The 18784-nt window shown below is 58.6% G+C and carries 14 protein-coding genes; 5 read left to right on the top strand and 9 right to left on the bottom strand.

Translation table 11 applies throughout. The features are described 5' to 3' along the window. Positions 1 to 5: 5 nt before the first annotated feature. A complete protein-coding gene (locus KQI84_01350) occupies positions 6 to 1346 on the top strand; it encodes a YchF/TatD family DNA exonuclease (protein ID MCB2153505.1) in 1341 nt (446 codons plus the stop codon). On the opposite strand, the gene KQI84_01345 is transcribed toward KQI84_01350, so the two are convergent. The 6 genes from KQI84_01345 to KQI84_01320 all read right to left on the bottom strand — a co-directional run bounded on the left by KQI84_01345 (position 1308) and on the right by KQI84_01320 (position 9540). Further along, positions 1308 to 3023: a hypothetical protein gene (locus KQI84_01345; protein MCB2153504.1), complete on the bottom strand. Its 1716-nt coding sequence runs from the start codon at positions 3021 to 3023 to the stop codon at positions 1308 to 1310. The two genes, KQI84_01350 and KQI84_01345, sit on opposite strands and share 39 nt — an antisense overlap. A 22-nt stretch (positions 3024 to 3045) precedes the next feature. Further along, the gene (locus KQI84_01340) at positions 3046 to 4713 is read right to left on the bottom strand and encodes a hypothetical protein (protein MCB2153503.1); all 1668 of its coding nucleotides are present in this window, start codon (positions 4711 to 4713) and stop codon (positions 3046 to 3048) included. A 6-nt stretch (positions 4714 to 4719) separates the two neighbouring features. Next, the gene (locus KQI84_01335; protein ID MCB2153502.1) at positions 4720 to 6396 is read right to left on the bottom strand and encodes a hypothetical protein; all 1677 of its coding nucleotides are present in this window, start codon (positions 6394 to 6396) and stop codon (positions 4720 to 4722) included. Between the two features lie 6 nt (positions 6397 to 6402). Continuing rightward, a complete protein-coding gene (locus tag KQI84_01330) occupies positions 6403 to 8082 on the bottom strand; it encodes a hypothetical protein (protein ID MCB2153501.1) in 1680 nt (559 codons plus the stop codon). Positions 8083 to 8186: 104 nt separating this feature from the next. Continuing rightward, positions 8187 to 8657, bottom strand: a complete 471-nt coding sequence (locus KQI84_01325) for a hypothetical protein (protein ID MCB2153500.1) — start codon at positions 8655 to 8657, stop codon at positions 8187 to 8189. A gap of 28 nt (positions 8658 to 8685) precedes the next feature. Continuing rightward, positions 8686 to 9540: a DUF4388 domain-containing protein gene (locus KQI84_01320; protein MCB2153499.1), complete on the bottom strand. Its 855-nt coding sequence runs from the start codon at positions 9538 to 9540 to the stop codon at positions 8686 to 8688. 226 nt (positions 9541 to 9766) lie between these two features. On the opposite strand from KQI84_01320, the gene mqnC reads away from it, so the two are divergent. Further along, positions 9767 to 10879 (top strand): dehypoxanthine futalosine cyclase, encoded by a 1113-nt coding sequence (gene mqnC / locus KQI84_01315; protein MCB2153498.1) that lies wholly within the window; start codon positions 9767 to 9769, stop codon positions 10877 to 10879. On the opposite strand, the gene KQI84_01310 is transcribed toward mqnC, so the two are convergent. Further along, on the bottom strand, positions 10880 to 12646 hold the full coding sequence (locus tag KQI84_01310; GenBank protein ID MCB2153497.1) for an SLC13 family permease: 1767 nt from the start codon (positions 12644 to 12646) through the stop codon (positions 10880 to 10882). It abuts the gene before it with no gap. Positions 12647 to 12809: 163 nt separating this feature from the next. On the opposite strand from KQI84_01310, the gene KQI84_01305 reads away from it, so the two are divergent. From KQI84_01305 to KQI84_01295, 3 genes are read left to right on the top strand one after another with little or no spacing between them, the layout of a single operon-like run. Then, positions 12810 to 13511, top strand: a complete 702-nt coding sequence (locus tag KQI84_01305; protein ID MCB2153496.1) for an ABC transporter ATP-binding protein — start codon at positions 12810 to 12812, stop codon at positions 13509 to 13511. Continuing rightward, positions 13508 to 15889, top strand: a complete 2382-nt coding sequence (locus KQI84_01300; protein ID MCB2153495.1) for an ABC transporter permease — start codon at positions 13508 to 13510, stop codon at positions 15887 to 15889. Before KQI84_01305 ends, KQI84_01300 begins: the two co-directional genes overlap by 4 nt. A gap of 4 nt (positions 15890 to 15893) precedes the next feature. After that, positions 15894 to 17225 carry an efflux RND transporter periplasmic adaptor subunit gene (locus KQI84_01295; protein ID MCB2153494.1) on the top strand — a complete coding sequence of 444 codons (1332 nt, stop codon included), beginning with the start codon at positions 15894 to 15896 and terminating at the stop codon, positions 17223 to 17225. Here the strand turns inward: KQI84_01295 and KQI84_01290 are convergent. Both KQI84_01290 and KQI84_01285 read right to left on the bottom strand, forming a co-directional pair. Continuing rightward, the gene (locus KQI84_01290; protein MCB2153493.1) at positions 17218 to 18213 is read right to left on the bottom strand and encodes a hypothetical protein; all 996 of its coding nucleotides are present in this window, start codon (positions 18211 to 18213) and stop codon (positions 17218 to 17220) included. The genes KQI84_01295 and KQI84_01290 overlap by 8 nt on opposite strands. A 108-nt stretch (positions 18214 to 18321) precedes the next feature. Beyond that, a complete protein-coding gene (locus tag KQI84_01285) occupies positions 18322 to 18702 on the bottom strand; it encodes a YkgJ family cysteine cluster protein (GenBank protein ID MCB2153492.1) in 381 nt (126 codons plus the stop codon). Between the last annotated feature and the right edge of the window lie 82 nt (positions 18703 to 18784).

The raw sequence follows: 18784 nt of genomic DNA, 5'->3' as shown, positions 1-18784 counted from the left end.
CATCGATGCCATTCTTCTTCGACACGCACGCCCATGTGCAGAACGAGAAGTTTGCCGCCGATCGCGAGGCGGTTCTGGCTCGAGCGCGCATGGCCGGCGTACGAAGGATCCTGAATCTCGGGACACGACTGGCGGACAGTCGCGAGGTCGTGGAACTCGCCCACAAGCACCGTGACTGCCTCGCGGCCGTTGGCGTTCACCCAACCGATCTCGACGCGTGGTCGGAGGCTGAAGCCAAGGGCCTGATGCAACTGGCCGAAGACCCCCAAGTCGTTGTCTACGGCGAGATCGGGCTCGATTACTACTGGGACAAATTCGAGCGCAACTTCCAACGCGACATCTTCCGACGCCAGCTTGGCATGGCGCGCGAGTTGAGGCTACCCGTCTCGATGCACTGCCGCGGCGAAGGCTGCTATGCGGATCTGATCGAGGATCTGCGTGCGGAGCGCGGCGAAGAAATCGGCGGCGTTGCGCACTGCTTTGGCGGAACGATGGACGAGGCGAAAGCGCTCGTCGACATGGGATTTGCACTGGGGGTGGGCGGAACCTCGACCTTCCCGAAATCCGACGACATTCGCGCGATCCTGAGGACAATCGGCATCGATCATCTGATCATCGAGACCGATAGCCCATACCTGTCGCCGCAACCGAGACGCGGCAAACGCAATGAACCGGCGCACGTCGTTCATACGGCCCAGGGGCTGGCTGATCTTTTTGGATTGGACCTACGCGACATCGCCCACTTGACCTGGTGCAATGCCACGGGCGCATTCCGCCTGCCGAAATCCGCGCGGCTGATGCCGCTGGAAGTTCGTGGGGATGCGTTGTGCATTCACCTGACAGCAATGTGCCCGGAGAAACGCGGCCATCGCCTCGAACGTGTTCTGCGTTCGAGTGAAATCATCCCGAAGCTGGGTCGCGAAGACTTCGCTGCCTGTAGCGAAGTCGTATTCTGCGAGGCAGGAGAGCCGTTCGTTCGCATCGATACGATCGCCGAAGTCGGCAAGGCGCTCCGCGATGCCGGCAAGCGCGTCGCCGTTCGTGCCGACGGTTTGGCCGAGCAGCACCTGCGCGAACCACTCGACTTTCGAATCGCATCGGACTGCGTCGATGCTCTGCGTGTCGTGCTGAACGCCCACGACGCCGAAAGCTACGCACGCTTCTGTCACCCCGGGGAAGCCGCATCCGCCTTCGAGGCCATCCTGCAATTCATTACGCACGCGAAGCCGCACTTCGACGACATCGCAATCACCTGCCTGGACGCTGATGACGTCGATGCCGACGCCATGCGAAAACTAGGGACGGAGTTAGGCGTCGCCGTCGAATTCGAGAACGCTCTCGACTGAGTCTTCCCTGAGAATAGACAAAACCGCATGTTTTGGATGGTCGCGCAAGTGGCGATCGTGGATTGCTTGCATCCAATTCCAGAAACGAAAGCCGATGATGCTGTTCAGCGTGACTCCCGGAATGAACAACAACACCCACGCCCAGAACAGTAGCCCATCTGAATTGCTGGAGTCGCCATGAACAAGCATGGAGAGGGAGAGAACGAAAATGAGCGAGAGGCACCACCACAGGATTGCAACCCAAAGGGCACCTCGATACCGGAGCAAAACCGCGGCGCAGATAATGAGCAGTACCGCCTGACTGGAGATCGTTCCTAAGAGAGTGGCCAGCGTGACAACGATGAACTCTTCGATGTTGAAGATACTGCGAGCCAGTGAGAAACCGATAATGAGCGTCGTGGGAATGAGCGAGTATAGGAGGAATGGGAGCGCGAATCGACGAATCGTAGGGATCAGGCCGCCGGCAATGGCAGCCAATCGATCCTGTCTCGCCTGCGTGAATCCATATACGGCCAACGCCATGGCGGGCCAGATTGTCAGATTGGTGATGAAGATGACCAGGAACTCGCCATCTCGGAAATGCTCAAAGAGTTGTGTCTGCGCGAGTGCAATCAGTAGCAGGAACCCGCCCGTTCCCAGCAGGGAAGAGAAGAACGGGAAGTAAGAGCGGCCGGTGCGGGCGTGGAGTTCCTTGTTAGCCGCACGTCGCAGACCCGCTTCAACTCGACAGGCCGCTTCGTTCGCCAGCCAGGACTTCTCTTGCAACTCGACGGGCTCGAGGGATCGGAAGTATTTTTCGCCGGCCAGAAACCCTGCCCCTCGCAGTATCCGGATCGAGAGCAAGGCCACCAGAACGATTTCCACGAGCAGGGCGAAGTTCAGAGTGCCGATGAACACGTACTCCTCATGGCGATTGGCGGCATTGACAACTTCCAACAGGAAGAAGGCCGGTCCCAGGATGCAAGCAAACCCAACCATCCATGGGATGCCAAGCCACAAGGAAGCGATCATGGGAGGCAGGAAGAAGAGCCGGACAAGTTTCTTGCGCCAGCAGAGCCAGCAGCGAACGACCGCCAGAAACGTCCAGGCGCAAGTTACAGTCGCCGCAATGTAGAACATCAAAACGACCGGGATAATCGCCAGCAGGATCTCGGCATCATTGTCGAGACCTTCCTCGACGATGTACGCGATCGGAATCGAGGCGGCCGAGAGCGTCAGGCCGATCAACGGCGGAATCATCAGGATGATGAAGGCCTTTGTCCCATTCCACACGGCGCCGAATGCGATTTCATCCCGCGACATCGACGTGACGGCCAGATCGGTCAGTTGATCCGCGTCCCGACAGCCGTGCGCGAACAGAACGAGGCTCAAGTATGGCACGACCAGCGACGACCCCATGACCCCGAAGAACATGTAGACCGCAAGTGGCATCAGCGTGTTCCAGAGCTGCGAGTAGCTGCTGCCGGTGCTGAAAATCATCGCCAGAAGCCAGCCGCCCCAAGGGAGGATCAGGCCGCCCAATGCCGTTGCGCAGAAGAGAAGGAAGAAGAGCGTTCGCGATCCAAGACTGCGGCTGCGCGCGCGCCCATAGATGACCAGCGGATTGTCATGCCGGTCGCGCCAGTACCCATGCAGGCGCCGCAGGTAGGCCCTATCTTCCGCATTCGGTACGAACACTGGGATCACCCCTCGGGGACGTTCAATCGAGCGTCACAATTTCATGCCTCGGTCTGCCGCGCAAATGGAGATCATGGATGTCCTGCAGCCAATCCCACAGGCGGAAGACGAAGAGGTAGTATACCCAGGCCATCAGGATCGAAGTCGGCAACTCGATCAGGAAGGAGATCAGCCATCCGTGGCTACCTGTCGAGGAGGAGAATAACGGCATTCCCAGGAGAGGATCAGATGCGGAGGGTCCAAGTCCCGCCAGGAGAACTCCGAACCAGATTGCGACGGATTGGATATTCAGACCATTGCGATGCCACACAACGGCGGCGAGGAAGAGCAGGAGCGCCTGGGCGGCCAGGATAGCAAGCGAACAGAACACGATACGAATGATCATCCGCGGTTCATGCCACGCAGGAACGCCGTACCAGAATGCAATCCAGCAAGCTGTTGGGAAAGCCGCATAGAGCCAGTAGCGTTCGGCCCGATGGGAAATCGACGGAATCAGGCCGCCAACGAGCAGTACAGACTGTTGACCTCTCAGTTTGTTGCTAAGAGCGGAAGCCAGAAATGCCATCATCGGCGCAAGCGCGAGGCATGCGAACCAATGAGGTTTGGGCTGGCCAAACGCGTATGGATGGTAGAGGCGCATGACAAAAACCTGGAATCCTGCCAGTACTGCGAGGACTAGCATCGTGAGGATGAGTGTTCTGATTGGAGAAGGACGTGCAGGCTGGAGGATCTTCGCTAAGTCCACGCGACGCTGCTTGCGCTCTCGGCGGCCGGCGATCTCGTTGGCGATCCAGGATCGATCCTGTAGTCCCTCCGGATCTACTTGACGGAAGTACTTGCTGCCCGCATTGCGGCACGCTCCACAAACTACGCGCGGCGTAATGGCGATCGCGGGGAGGACTATCCCAATAATCGCAGGAATAAATGGCTGGAAGAATAGGCTGCTCGGATCGCGGGGGAGCAGGGCCCTTATCATCACGGAGCACGCAATGTTCAAGAAGAGCAGGAGGGAGACCCAGGCTAACATTATCGCAGATGTTGTCAGGAAAGTCACCCAGGAGCGATCACGATTTGTAGGCCAGATTCTGACAGCAATACATAGGGCCCAAATCGAACAAACTGCCCCTGCACTCCCAGAGATGATCAAGGAAAGAACGGCCGCGACCAGGGGCGATGCAATGCTGTCCTTTAGACCAAAGGCAGGCCTCAGAACAGCGCAAGATGCGATGGTTAGGAATGCTGGAAAGACCAGCACAATCAGTCTCTCGACGGCTGGCACGATCGCGCCGAATGCAAGTTCCTCCCGGGAAAATGCGGAAAGGTCCAATTCGGCCAAACCATCTTCCCGACTTATGTTGATGCCGTAGAGGGAGAGACAAAGGGGTGGCAAGAATAGGCCCGCAAGGAGCAGGAAGAGGACGGCTTTCGATTCGGCGGCGTTGACCAGAAGAACTGGCGACGGCAACCACATCGTCGGTTCGAATGTTATCGCATCATAGGCTAATCTGCCCAGCGGATACAAGAAGCCAAGCACGATCGAAAGAAGGACCAGCACGATCCCAATCACGCGAAGCCCGACCCGTCGCCCACGTATCTGACCATACATCACCATCGGATTATCGCGGCGATTGCGCCAGTATTGCCACAGGCGGCGAAAGCAGGCTCCATCTTCTTCGGAGAGAAGGCGCATGGGGACTCACTCGATCTCCACGATGGTGTGACGCGGAACCCCGCGCAGGTGCCGGTCGTGGATGTCCTGCAGGGAATCCCAGAGGCGGAAAACAGAGAGGTAGTAGATCCAGAAACCGGCCAGTGGCAGTGCCGAGAAGAGGATATTCGGCCACGGCAGCAGCCGTGGGTAGGCCATCTGGACGTCGGCTTGCGTCATTGCCAGAGTCACGAGTGTGAGTAGGATGGCGTAGGGGAGAAACCAACGGCTTTGATGGAAGCGCAGCCAGAATACCGCCGCACTGCAGGTGAGAACGAGCTGAAGTCCGAGGAAGCCGATAGCGCCTGCACCCCAGAGGATGTAGAAGTGCGTTGCCATGCCCGCGGCGGGTTCTTCCATCGAGAAGTAGGATCCAATCGCGATCAAGATAGCGATAGGCGGCATGATTGGAAGAGCAAGGCGAAGGATGGTCTGGAGAAGTCCACCGGCGATGATGGCGATAGGCTGCTTCCGGCATCTTCTCCATTCCAGAAGAAGCAGCAAAGCGACCGGCGCCCAGACTGTTTGCGCACCGTTGAGGATCTGGCGATCCGATGCCTCCAGGAGCACGAATGATTCCTTATTCACGAGCAGAGCAGGGATGAGAAGCCCCTTTCGAATCACCCAGGTGCAGAGCAGGATCAGAACGGCAGAGAGAATCACTGCAATCGTTTCAGAGCCAAACGTGATGTGGAGTCGGCGTTGGAGTTCTCTGCTGGCTGTGCGCCGTTTGAGCGGTTCGAGGCGTCCGGCGGCTTCATTCGCGAACCAGGAGGCGTCCTGGAGGTTCTCCTCACTGACCCCTCGGAAGAATTTCGCGCCCGCGTTTCTCCCGGCGCTGCGAATCATGCGGCAGGCCATGACAAGAGAAAGGATCATCAGGACGCCGGTAACAATGAGCATTGGAACGGCAACCTGGACTACATCTGTGACGTCGTAAGCAACCCGGAACGTGGTTGTCGTGGCGGAGAGAACGATGATTCCAAGCAGCCACCCAACGGATATCCATATGACTGTCACCACAGTCGAGATGAGAAGGGCTTTCCACCAGGACTGCGTCCATCCAAGCCAGCACCTGGCCGCGTTCAACAACCCCCAAGTGCATCCTACTAGTATTCCGATGGTCCACAGCAATACGCGCGTTCCATGTCTCCACATCATCCAGACATAGTAGGGATTCCCCCTGTTTGCACTGAGATGGGAAAAAGCAAGGATGGCGACGATCAGGTATCCCAGCAGAATCGGGATGAGAAGCAACACGTACGCGCGCAGCCCGTACCAGAGGGCACCGAAGGCAATCTCGTCCGCAGAGGTTCGTGTCAGGTACAACTCGGACAAAAGGGCCTTCTCATTTCGACCGGGTGAGAAGACGCGCAATATGAGAATCGGCACGAGCAGACTGAACGCAAGTACGGCCATACTCAGCAGCGCAAACCACTGGAGATAATCATAGGAACCTTTTCGCCACAGTGTTATCGATGCTGCGAACGGAAGGCACAAGCCGATCGCCGAGGTGATGCTCAGCATCTTGATGTTCAGGATGTGATGTCCAAGACGACGGCCGCGGAGTTTCGCGTACATCACCATCGGATTATCGTGGCGATCGCGCCAGTATTGCCACAGGCGACGGAAGTAGGCTCCATCTTCTTCGGAGAGAAGGCGCATGGGGACTCACTCGATCTCCGCGATGGTGTGACGCGGAACCCCGCGCAGGTGCCGATCGTGTACTTCTTGAAGCCAATCCCACAGGCGGAAGACGGAGAAGTAGAGAGCCAGCAGGCCGATCAATGTCGGTGCGGAAACGAGCATGAGGATCTCGCGATCCGAGTACCCGCCTGCGCCCACCGTAAAGAACTCGATCACTAACAGAAATGATGCGGAGAAGGATAAGAGAAAAGGCAGAAAGATCAGCGAGCTCCTCCAGCGCAGCCAGCAGAGCGACGTAAGGAGCAGGAACAGGATTTGAAAGAGAAGAGACAGAATTCCCTCGAATAGGAAGAGGAAAACTCTCCACTGGTAGGTTGGCACAACAGCGAAGATCGTGATTCCCGCGCAAAGCAGCGAGGGGATTTGCGCCCAAAGGAGGAAGCGCATGGCAAGGTTGCTTGTGCCTCCGATCAAAGCACCGGAGACGAGAGGGATGGAGCGCCCCTTGATGTGTACGGCTGCCATCGTGATTGCAAAGAACAGCGACGGGAGAACCGCCTGAACGGCGAAGGCGAAAATCGCGAGGAGTTCGTAGTCTCCAAAGGACCAGCTGCGGCCATTCGCCGACGGGACCTCGGGCGGCAAGGCGGCCTTGTGCATCAGGATGGCGAGCAGACCGATCAGGACCATCGACAGGCCAAGCGATGCGGTAATCATTGTGGGCGACAAGTGGAGTCGCTTCCCCTGCTCCTTCAGCGCGGCGCGTCTCTCGGCCTTTTCCAGTCGACTTGCGGCTTCGTTCTCCAGCCATGAACGATCCTGCAATTCGACTTGATCGACCGCGTAGAGGAATTTGGCGCCGGAGTGACGTCCCACCTCCCGCAATCCGTCGCGGATCGTGGCAGCCAGCAGGATCACCAGCACAACAATGGTTATGAATCCGCCAACCAATTCGGCAGACTCAGATGGAAAGTCCATGAATTCCTGGAGGAACACGGCAGGGCCGCTGAAGGTCGCGAATAAGACGGCAAGGCCTACAAACATGCGACAGAACGCGACGATCGGAGGAATCAGGATGCTCTCTACAAGCCGATCCTTCCATACCAGCCAGCATCGAATTGCGATCAGCAACGCCCAGATCCACATGGCGGTCGTTGCGAGCACCAGCATGACCAGTCGCTCCGTATTCATCCATCGGTCCTCGAAATAATAACGAGCGAGCATGGAATCATGAGCGCTGGAGAGGACGATCATCGCTGCCGCTGCATAGCCCAGAAAGAGCGGGAGCATGACGATCAGGTGGGACCGCAACCCCAGCCAGACAGCGCCAAATGCCAACTCGCCTGAGGATGTGTTCGTTGTACGGAGTTCCGAGAGAAGGTGTTCGCAGCGACGCCCGGGCGCGAATGTGTGCAGACTGATCGCAGGCAGGATTGATACTACAGGTGAGAGAAGGAGACTCAGAAGCGTGAAGTGCTCCAGCAGTCGGGATACTGACATGTTGATTCGGTACAGGAGGAAGACGAGCGGAATGGAGAAGCCGAGGACCGATGTAATCGTGAGCAGTTTGATATTCAGCGCACGATGGCCGAGACTTCTGCCGCTAATAACCCCATACATCACCATCGGATTATCGTGGCGATCGCGCCAGTATTGCCACAGGCGGCGGAAGTAGGCTTTGTCGCTGGCTGAGATTGCGAGCACCCCGTCCCCCGGTCGTGGTGTGGCGCGGCAAGGAATACGATTACCCTAACCGCAGCGCATCAAGCGATCCTGCGGAGCTATCTCAGCAGTGATTTTGTCGGTTGTCAATCCTGGCGCGCCTGTGGAGGAGGCGGCGGTGGGTCATCCTCGGGCGGCGGTTCCGCCCACAGGGCCTTCGAGTTCGGGAAGTACATGCTGCCCCACGTCTGGTCGGGCTTCTTCCACGGACTGACGCCCTTGGCGAAATTCGGATAGAGCGAACGGCAGGGGATGTAGTCGACGACGCCGAAAATGCCGGACAGGCCTTTGAACAGCAGGTAGCTGACATTCAGGCCGATTCCGGCGTCGAATCCTCCGCGCCAGGTCCAGCCAATGTTCGCCCCCGGCGTTGGGTTGGGGTTGCTTGCATCCGCCCACATCTCAAAGACGTTCGTGAGCGACATCAATGGCGCATCCACGATGTCGCGGACTCCGGTCAGTGGAGTCAGCGCGACCTTTCCTGCGGTTGGCATCGAGGCACAGCCTGTTGCCCAAAGCACAAGAATTCCCAGGATTGCGGTTCTCAGAATCGCCACAGTCGGCCTCCGGCGGTGGGGGTTGAAATCAGAAATCCAATTCATCGAGATCCGAGTCGAAGTCCGAGTCCACATCCGACTTTGAGACTTCGCCCGAAACGGGGATGTCGAGTTCTTCGAAAATCTCCGAGAGCGATTGGCTGACGTCTTCAGCAGTCGGCGCCTCCGGTTGGCCCATGAACTCGATGGAATCCCGCTCGACCTCATCGTTAATCCGGGCGCCCTCGAGCATGACAGACATGACCGGCTGATTCACGGTGTTCTTCGACGTCAGGCAGCCGTTGTGAACACGAATCTCGGGGGCCTTGACGGCGAACAGCCGATTGAAGGCTTTCACGCCTTCAATTTCGTCGATCGTCTCGGCATGAACAATGTTCCCATTGCGCATGTAAATCGAACCGATCACGCCTTCGCCGCAGATTCGGATCGTCTTCGGAACGCGCTTGTCGCCGTAAAGCTGCAGTAGATCCGCCAGCTCCAGCCCCAGGATGTCGGTCATGTGCATCGAGAGGATTGAGAGCAGGTTGCGGAGCTCGTCGCGACAACGGCTCAGCTCATCCTCCGGGTGGGGGATGACCTTGACCGCTCCCTGGGCCAGCAAGGCAGGCTCGTATGCCCAGATGCTCTCGGTCAGGCACACGACCACTTCCCACCAGGTCGTGCGGTCCTGGATGTAGTGAGACACCTTTGCCAGGTCGGTATTCGGGTCCATGCTCATCACGAGCAGGCCCGAGCGGCTGGTGCGCCAGGGCTGGTCTGTCAATTCCTGGACGATCCGAATATCGCCCGGCAGCCCATCGTCACCGAGCATCGAGATGATCGTGGCGGACGTCGTGGGCGTGAATCCGCTGAAAACCAGGGCTGTGAGACTGCGGTGTGCCATAGGGCGTGCTCTTCTGCCGATCGATCTTGGAAGCGAGGGCGATTCATGCCTGACGACGCACGAAATCCTGCCAGCACGGGCATCCGGCGCCAATGCGAAATTGCCTTTTCCCTGGCCTCGCTCCTGCTAGTGCCCTTAGAAAACACGGGCCCCGGCAACGGGGTCAAGGGCATGCAGCCGGAAAACCGGCCTCCAGGCAAGAATCCAGGAAGAATGGGACCTCAAAATGACGGTAGCGAGCATCCAGGCACAGATTGATGAGATTCTGGCGATCTGCAACAAGGGAGAGCGGCGGATTACGGACGAGGAAGCGCTCGTTCTGTTCCAGCACGCCCAACTTCCGGAGCTTTCCGTGGCGGCCTCGGCGGTGCGCCGGCGCATGAATCCCGATCCGATTGTCACCTACATCGTGGATCGGAATGTCAACTACACGAACGTCTGTCTGGCCGACTGCGACTTTTGCGCGTTCTTCCGCAAGCTCAACGACCCTGAAGCCTATGTCCTCTCGCACGAGGAACTCGGCCAGAAGATCGCTGAGACCCAGGACCTGGGCGGCGATCAGATTCTGCTCCAGGGCGGCATGCATCCGCGGCTCAAACTGGAGTGGTACGAGGAGATGCTGGGCTTCATCAAGAAGGAGTTCGGCATTCATCTGCACGCATTCAGTGCACCGGAGATTCATGCTTTCTCGCGCATCAACCGGATCGGCTATGAGGAAGTCCTTGGGCGCCTCCGCGAGGCGGGGCTCGACTCGATTCCCGGCGGGGGAGCGGAGATCCTGAGCGATCGCGTGCGTAACGAAATCACGCGCGGTAAGTGCAGCACCGAAGAATGGCTCGAGGTCCACCGCACCTGGCATCGCCTGGGCGGACGATCAACTGCCACGATGATGTTCGGGCACGTGGAGTCACTGGAAGAGCGCATCGAGCACTTCCGCCACGTTCGGGAACTGCAGGATGAGACGGGCGGATTCACCGCATTTATCGATTGGACGTTCCAGACGGAAAACACGAAGCTCGGCGCTGAGCGAAACATCCGCGAGGTCGGCTCCTGGGATTACCTGCGCACGACGGCCATCGCACGGCTGTATCTGGATAACATCCAGCACGTGCAGGCCTCCTGGGTCACGCAGGGTGGCCGCGTCGGACAGATCAGCCTCTTCTACGGCTGCGACGACATGGGATCGATCATGATCGAGGAAAACGTCGTCCGCGCAGCCGGTGCGGAGTTCCGCATGACGGAGGAAACGTTGCGCAATTTGATCTCGGAGGCGGGATTCACACCGCGCCGGCGCAATTTCTTCTACGAACTGCAGCCGGAGCCGACGCTAATCGGTTGATCAGAAGGCCCACCAGAACGGGATCAGGACGATCGCGAGCGCTCCGACTCCGAGGGCCAACGGCACCCCGATCTTGATGAAATCGCTGAAACGATAACCACCAGGACCAAAGACCATCAGGTTCGTCTGATAGCCGATCGGCGTGATGAAGCTGGCCGATGCCGCCACGATGATCGCCATCACAAACGGCATATGGCTGACGCCGAGACGTTCCGCCGCGGCCATCGCGATTGGGAAGACGAGCACGGCAGCCGCGTTATTCGTCAACAACTCCGTGAAGACTGCCGTCAGGACATAGATCGCAATCATCGTCAGCCACGGGCTGGATCCGCCGAGCTTGATCATAAAATCTGCGACGAGGTCGGCCGTTCCGCTGGCGTCGATCGCCTGGCCTATTCCGAAGGCAGCAGCAATTGCCAGGAGCACGGACCATTCAATGTTCTGGCGGGCATTATCCATCGACGTGCAGCCAGTGAGGAGCATCGCGGCGGCCGCGAGGAGGCTCGCTTCCAGCATCGAGAAGAAGCCAACGGTGACGCTGAGTACCATTGCGCCAAGAATCCCGAACGCCAGCCACGAGCGCTCATGTCGTGGCGGCGTGTATCCCTCGACGCGGCTGACGAGATAGAAGTCGAGAGAGTGTCGGCGCTGGTCCATGAATGACGGAAGGGCTTCCAGGAGGAGCGTGTCGCCAGGCTTCAGGATAATGTCGCCGATCTTCTTGCGGATGCGCTCGCCGTTTCTTGCGACGGCGATGACGACGGCATTGTAATGCGTGCGGAAGCGCCCTTCGCGGACACTCTGGCCGATCAATGGCGAGGTGTGTGAGATCACTGCTTCGACGAGGATTCGTTCTCGGGAATGTCCGCTCAGTTTGAAGAGCTGATTCGTGGCCGGCTTCAGGCCGGGTATCTTCTGAAGTTCCAACACAGAGTCGACCACTCCAACGAAGAACAGGCGATCGCCCTCTTCCAGGACTTCGACAGGAGCAACCGCCGGGATCGTACGGCCCTTTCGTTCGATCTCCATCAGGAACATATTCGGCAAGTGGCGGAGTCCGGCCTGCTCGATGGTCTTGCCGATCACGGGACTGCCGTGTTCGACCAGCATCTCGAGAACGTACTGACGCGGATCGTCCAGAGCGCTGACCGGGGGCTGGCGGTCCGGAAGCAGCCACCTGCTCAGTAGCAACATGAAGCAGAAGCCGATGATCGCGATGGGCAGGCCGATCTTCGTGATCGTGAACATGCCGAGGCTTTCCCCGGTTTGCTCGATTAGCAGGCCATTCACGACCAGGTTTGTGCTGGTGCCGATCAACGTGCAAAGACCACCGAGAATGGCCGCGTAGCTGAGCGGAATCAGGAGCTTCGAGACGGGAAGGCGGAGTTTCTTTGCCCAGTCCATCACGGCCGGCATCATCATCGCCACGATCGGCGTGTTGTTCAAGAAGCCGCTGAAGAAGGCGACAGGTGCCATCATGCGCACCTGTGCAGCAGGGAGCGACTTCGGCCGACCCAAGAGCCCATTGACCAGGTACCAGACCCCGCCTGTTTCGCGCATCCCTGCGGCCACGACGAAGAGCACGCCGACGGTAATCATACCCTGGTTTGCGAAGCCGGTCAGGGCCTGCTGGGGATCAACGATCCGCAAGGCCAGCAGAACCGTCAGGCCGCCAAGCAGGATCAGGTCGGGCGCAAGACGTGTGAGAGTCAACGCGCCGAAGATGGCGACGACTGTCCCGAGAGTGATGGCAATCTCGACGCTCATTGTGGATCCTTGCTGAAGTCCTATCAATGCGATAGGAGGTTGAACGACGGACGGTGTCAACGCCATGCCGAACTGCGTCATGGAGAAACCGGGATTCCGGTTGTGCCTCTTGGCCGTGCCCGGGACTATCCCTTCTACTGTAGAATCTCGGGATTGGCCTTCGATGTCATTGATATCCGTTCGCAACGCCAGCCGCGTCTATCGCATGGGCGAGGTGGATGTGCATGCCTTGAAGGATGCTTCCATCGAAATCGAGGAGGGCGAATTCCTCGTCGTGGTCGGTCCGAGCGGCTCAGGCAAAAGCACCCTCCTCAATCTCATCGGCGGGATGGACCGCCCGACCACTGGGACTGTGCATTTTCGCGACCAGGATCTGACCACTGCCGTCGACCGCGATCTGACGCTCTATCGGCGAAACCAGATCGGTTTCGTGTTCCAGTTCTACAATCTGGTCCCAACATTGACGGCCTGGGAAAATGTCGAAGTCGCCGTAGAGATTGCCCAGGAACCAATCGATCCGACCGAGGCGCTTGAGCGCGTTGGCTTGAAGGAACGGGCCGGACATTTCCCTTCACAGATGAGCGGTGGCGAGCAGCAGCGTGTTGCGATCGCCCGCGCACTGGCGAGCAATCCGCCATTGCTTCTTTGCGACGAGCCGACCGGTGCCCTTGATTTGGAAACGAGTCGCCAGGTTCTGACGCTGCTTCTTCGCCTGCGCAACGAGATGGGTAAGACGGTAGTCCTGATTACGCACAACAATGCCATCGCGGGAATTGCCGATCGTGTGGCTCACATGCGCGACGGCGGGATTTACTCGATCGAGAAGAACAAGAACCCAACGGCCCCCGAGGACGTCGTCTGGTGATCGGAATTCTCCGCAAGAAGATCAGGCGCGATCTCTTCCAGCGGAAGGGCGCCTTGATTACGTTGATCGCGATCTCGACGATCGGCGTCGCGGTCTTCATCGGCATGACGTCGGTTTGGCGCGACTTGGACGGTGCACGCGCGCGCTATTACTCCAAGTATCGTTTGACCGACTTCGTCGTGGACATGAAGCGCGCACCGGCCTCGTCAGTGAAAGCCCTCGAAAGCCTGCCGAATGTGCGCGAAGTGTACGGTCGAGTGGCCGTCGCCGCTCGCCTCGATCTTCCGAGCGTGCAGGAACCCCTCTCGGGCACGGCGATTTCTATTCCCGAGGAACCCAGGCCGGTCTTGAACGATCTGATGCTGAAGCGCGGAACGTGGTTCTCGTCGCGTGAAGCAGAGGAAGTCATTCTAAACGATGCGTTTGCCTCTGCAAACAACCTTCGCCCCGGAGATCGCTTGAAGGTTCTGCTCCTCGACAAGCAACACGATCTGCTGATTGTCGGGACCGCCATGTCGCCGGAATTCGTTTACCTGCTTCCGCCCAGTGGGGGCATTGCCCCCGATCCCGCGCGCTTCGGCGTGCTGTACCTTTCGGAGCCCCTCCTGCGCCGTGCAGCGGACATGGAAGGTGCCTACAATCAAGTTCTCGGCAAGGTACATGATACGCGCGACGTTGCGTTGGACAATACACTGGACAACATTTCTCGTCATCTCGATTCATTCGGTGTGCTGAACACGATTCGCGCAATCGACCAGCCATCCGTGCGATTTCTGGCGGATGAATTGAGAGGTCTGAAAGTCTCGGCCACGATCATGCCGAGCATTTTCCTGGGCGTGGCGGCGCTGATTTTGAACGTCATGCTGGGGCGGATGGTCGTGCAGCAGCGTTCAATCATCGGGACGCTTCGGGCCATCGGATACTCGCGATCTAGCGTCTCTCTGCACTACATGGCTTATGGCCTGACGATCGGAGCGCTGGGTGGCTTGCTCGGAGCCGCCGGAGGCGTGTTGATCCAAGCGGGAATGCTGGGGATCTATCGTGGCTTCTATAATCTGCCCGACATGCGGCTGCACGTGTACTCCGTGAATATCTGCGCCGGTGTATTGATCAGCATCGTGTTCGCGATTCTGGGGACCATTCGCGGCGTGCGGTACGCGGCTCGATTGTCGCCTGCGGAGGCAATGCGCCCTGCACCGCCCGAACGCGTGCGGCCGATCCTGATCGAGCGCATTGGGCCGCTCTGGCGGCGTTTGCCGTTCCAGACGAAGATGATGCTGCGCGATCTCTTCCGGAACCCATTCCGAAGTCTTGTCGGAATTCTTGCATCGATTATCGCGACAGCACTCATTCTCTCCACGCTCTCGATGGTCGATGCACTCGACCTCATTGTAACACGTGAGTTTGTGCAGGTCATGCACCAGGATGTCACTGCGGGATTGCGCGATCCCGTCGGACGCGAGGTCCTGGAGGAAGCACAGACCCTGCCCGGCGTCGTTCAATCCGAACCGGAGCTCGGCATCGTCTGTGACCTCTCAAATGGGCCGTTGGACAAGCGCACTTCCATCACCGGGATCTTGCCCGGAGCGCGGCTGCATACGCCGTTGGATGCACACGACAATCCGGTGCCGATCCCGGAATCGGGACTTGTACTGACAAAGAAATTGGCGGAGATCCTTGATTTGAAGGCCGGCGATCGCGTGCGTTTGCGTCCGTTGATTGGAACCCGCCAGGAAACGACTGCGCCCGTCGTGCAGATCGTGGATTCGTATCTCGGGCTTGGGGCATACGCCGATATGCGCTACCTGTCGCGACTGATTGGCGAAGAGTGGGTTTCCAACTCGCTTCTTCTGAAGACCGAGCACGGCGATGGAAGGGATGGACTCGTCCGGGAATTGCGTCGCCGTCCAGCAGTCGTGGGTATGTCCAGTCGCCTGCGTGCGCTGCACCAGATCGACGCCACATTCGCAGCCAGCATGGGAGCGATCCTGTCGATACTCGTGCTCTTCTCGGGAGCAATCGCGTTCGGGAGCGTCTTCAATGCTGCACTGGTTGCCCTCAGCGAACGCCATCGAGACATCGGCACATTCCGCGTCCTTGGGTATATGCCGAATCAGATCGCGCGCATCTTCGCGGGCGAGAGCCTTGCGCTGAACGGTGTCGGGATTGCGCTTGGACTTCTTGCTGGGGTCGGCCTGGCTCACTTGATGAGTATGGCCTATAACACCGAACTCTATCGCTTCCCTACGGTTATCTTGCCGATTCGATTCTTCGAGGGTGCTGGGCTGATGATTCTGTTCGTCAGCCTCGCACAGCTTATCATCTTCCGTCTTGTCCGGCGCTTGAACTGGCTGGAAGTGCTGAAAGTGAAGGAGTAGACCGATGAATTACCCTGCGATTCGCCGCGTATTGCTGAGTGCTCTTGCATGCGCCATCCTGCTCTGTCTGTCGGCGTGCAATCCCGGCCCTGACGTCACTGCCATCGCGCCACGGGAAGGGACGATCCGCCAGTCGTTCTCCGAACCAGCACGCACACGCCTGGAAAACCTGTATCCGATCTCGATGCCTGTCGATGGACGCATTGGCAGGATCGAACTGGAGCCCGGCGACCCGGTGCGGAAGGGAGATATTCTCGTCGAGTTCGATCGCGTGCCGCTGGAACTCGCCGTGCGCGAATCCACCGCTGCCGTTTCCGAATTAGAAGCGCGCCTCAATGTGCAGGAAGACAACAGTCTTGAAAAGACCGCAATGGTTGAGACGCAGGCGACCGTCGATGCTTCGAAGGAGATGCTGAAGGCAGCGGATGAGGAAACGGATGCGCAGCGGGCACGCCACGAGCGAGCCGCTAAACAACTGGATCGCATGAAGGCGTTGGCCGATGACCAGGCCATTTCGCAGAGCGAACTTGACGACGCGGAACTCGAAGCCGAGACGGCGCTGATTTCCTATCGCAGCGAGCAGTTCAAGCGCGCCGCGATGAATGCGCTGATGACCGCCGTGGAATCCGGCCCGCGCTACATCCGCGACTGGATGAGCCAGAAGGAACTGCGCAAGATCGAGACGACGCATCGTCTGGAGCAGGCACGCGCAAGGCTTGAGAGCGCGAAGCACACCCTGGCACTCGCCGAGATTCGCTCGCCAATCGATGGAGTCGTTCTGCAGCGCCACCAGCAGGGCGATCAGGCATTCGCGGCCGGACAAGTGCTGCTGACACTCGGCAACATGGACGACCTGGAGGTCATTGCGGATGTGCTGACGCAGGACGCGATGAAACTGGAGCCTGAAGCGAGGGTGGAACTCACGGCATCCGGACAGAAAGAAACGATCAAAGGCAAAGTCAAACGCATCGAGCCGGCGGGCTTTACGAAACTGTCATCGCTCGGCGTCGAGCAGCAGCGCGTGAACGTGATCGTCTCGCTGGAGGATGCTTCGACGAATCTTGGGGCTGGCTATCGCCTGCAGGCACGATTCTTCACGGGACAGAAGGATGGAGCTTTGATCGTGCCGCGCTACAGCGTTCTGCAGGCTGCCGATGGCAGCTACTATGTTTACCGGATTGTCGGAGGAAAACTCGCCCAGACGACCGTGGAGGTTGGGTTGCGAAATGATCTGGAAATGGAAGTCGTGAAGGGCCTCTCGGCGGATGATCGAATTGTCGAGACGCCCGATGCTTCCATGAAGGACCAGCAGTCTGTCAGCGTGATCGCTAATTGAGAACCGAGCGCTGGCGCAGGTACTCCCGGATCATTTCCATGTTGCGCGGTTCGGGCAATCCGTTCTCGTTGATGACGACCGGGTTTCCCGTCAGGCTGAGACGCTGCCGCCAATCGTTGAAGAACAGCGAAATCCCATAGCCTCGGTACAATACGTGATCCTCGATTTCTGTCGGTAGCGGATCCAGCAGCTTGCCGTTTACCTGGATCGGCTTTCCCGGATCCAGGTAGTATCCCTCCAGAGATAACCAGGGCTGCACGCGCGTCGTGTCGATATAGTGAACGCGAACGAGCGCATCGGGAGTCCCCCATTGAGAAAGAATCGCACGATGAATGCGTGAGACCTCTTCCGGGTCTTCATTGTGCAGCAGTACCTGGATGTATTGATTCGGCGTGTTCGCTTCTTCCACGTGATTCAGAATCTCGAAAGAGGCATCATCCAGAATCGCCAGACCAGTGGGCGGTGGGGGAGTCGTCTCGGGTTCTCCATTTTCGACGGCCACACCTTGCGGTTCCGGAGCCACAGGTTCCAGAATCTCAATCGTCGGCCTACGGAATGACGTCGAGCGGGGAAGCGACGCAATGGGAGTCGACTGGCGGATGTGGGCCGGGGCCGCTGCCGCCGAAGGAGAAGGCGACTCGTTCGAGAAGAGGTCCGGCCTGGAAAGGCCCAGGGTCAGAGCAACGATGAGAATAACAACCCAGCCGCCGGTTCCAAACATCAACGCAAGATACAGACATCCCATCCCGGCAGGCTGGCGTCCGGCGATGTCTTCGGCACGGCGAGCCTCGCGCAGCCAGACAAGGTTGAAGAGCAGACCCGGCAGGAAGCACAGGGCGTAAAGGAACAGGCTGGTCGCTGCAGGACCCAAATAGGATTTCTGGGCAGCGACGACCCGTTCGATTCTAGAGTCCAGGTCTTGCTCGTCTCGCTGCATCGGTCCGTCATTCGCCACGGGTATCTTCCCATTGTTGGGACTCGATTGCATGCTAGATCATAGACTCCCGTCGATACAAGCCTTTTCTACATCCGTCTATGGATAGTGCGAGCAATAACGGATTCCAATCATTCAAGTGCAACAGGGGCAACGCGATTTCTATGCCGCAGGGGTGATGTCGTCATCCGGGGCGGGGCGCCAGTCTGCAAGAGTCAGAGGAGGGAGATTGTGCGCGGCACGGGCCTGGTCGCAGCGCGGATTGTGGATACCATCCAGGAAGGATGGAGGGAAGTCGCGACAGACATTGGCCCGATTCGGATGGATCGAGCAGAACACCGCCGTTCCGATCTCGCCCTGCAAAGCGATGCATCGTGGCGAAGACTGGTTGGTGCCTTTCATCACGCGATAGACTGGCGTCAGGTCTTCGGTCATTTCCACCGGGACTCCGCCGGGCGTTTCGTCGCTGGCCTCTCGCCAATAGAATGAGGCTCTGAAATGGGCGCAGCACGCGCCGCAGGTGATGCAGGGATTGACTTCCACTGGTGGATGATGGCCTCGCCGAAATGTGAGATTCGCCCGAGAGCAATCGCGTCCGGGCGAATCGCAATGTCGACAAAGCCAC

Source organism: bacterium, assembly GCA_020444065.1.
Classification (GTDB): domain Bacteria; phylum Sumerlaeota; class Sumerlaeia; order SLMS01; family JAHLLQ01; genus JAHLLQ01.
The sequence above is the reverse complement of the archived record's forward strand: the minus strand, read 5'-3'. Positions and strand labels throughout refer to the sequence as shown.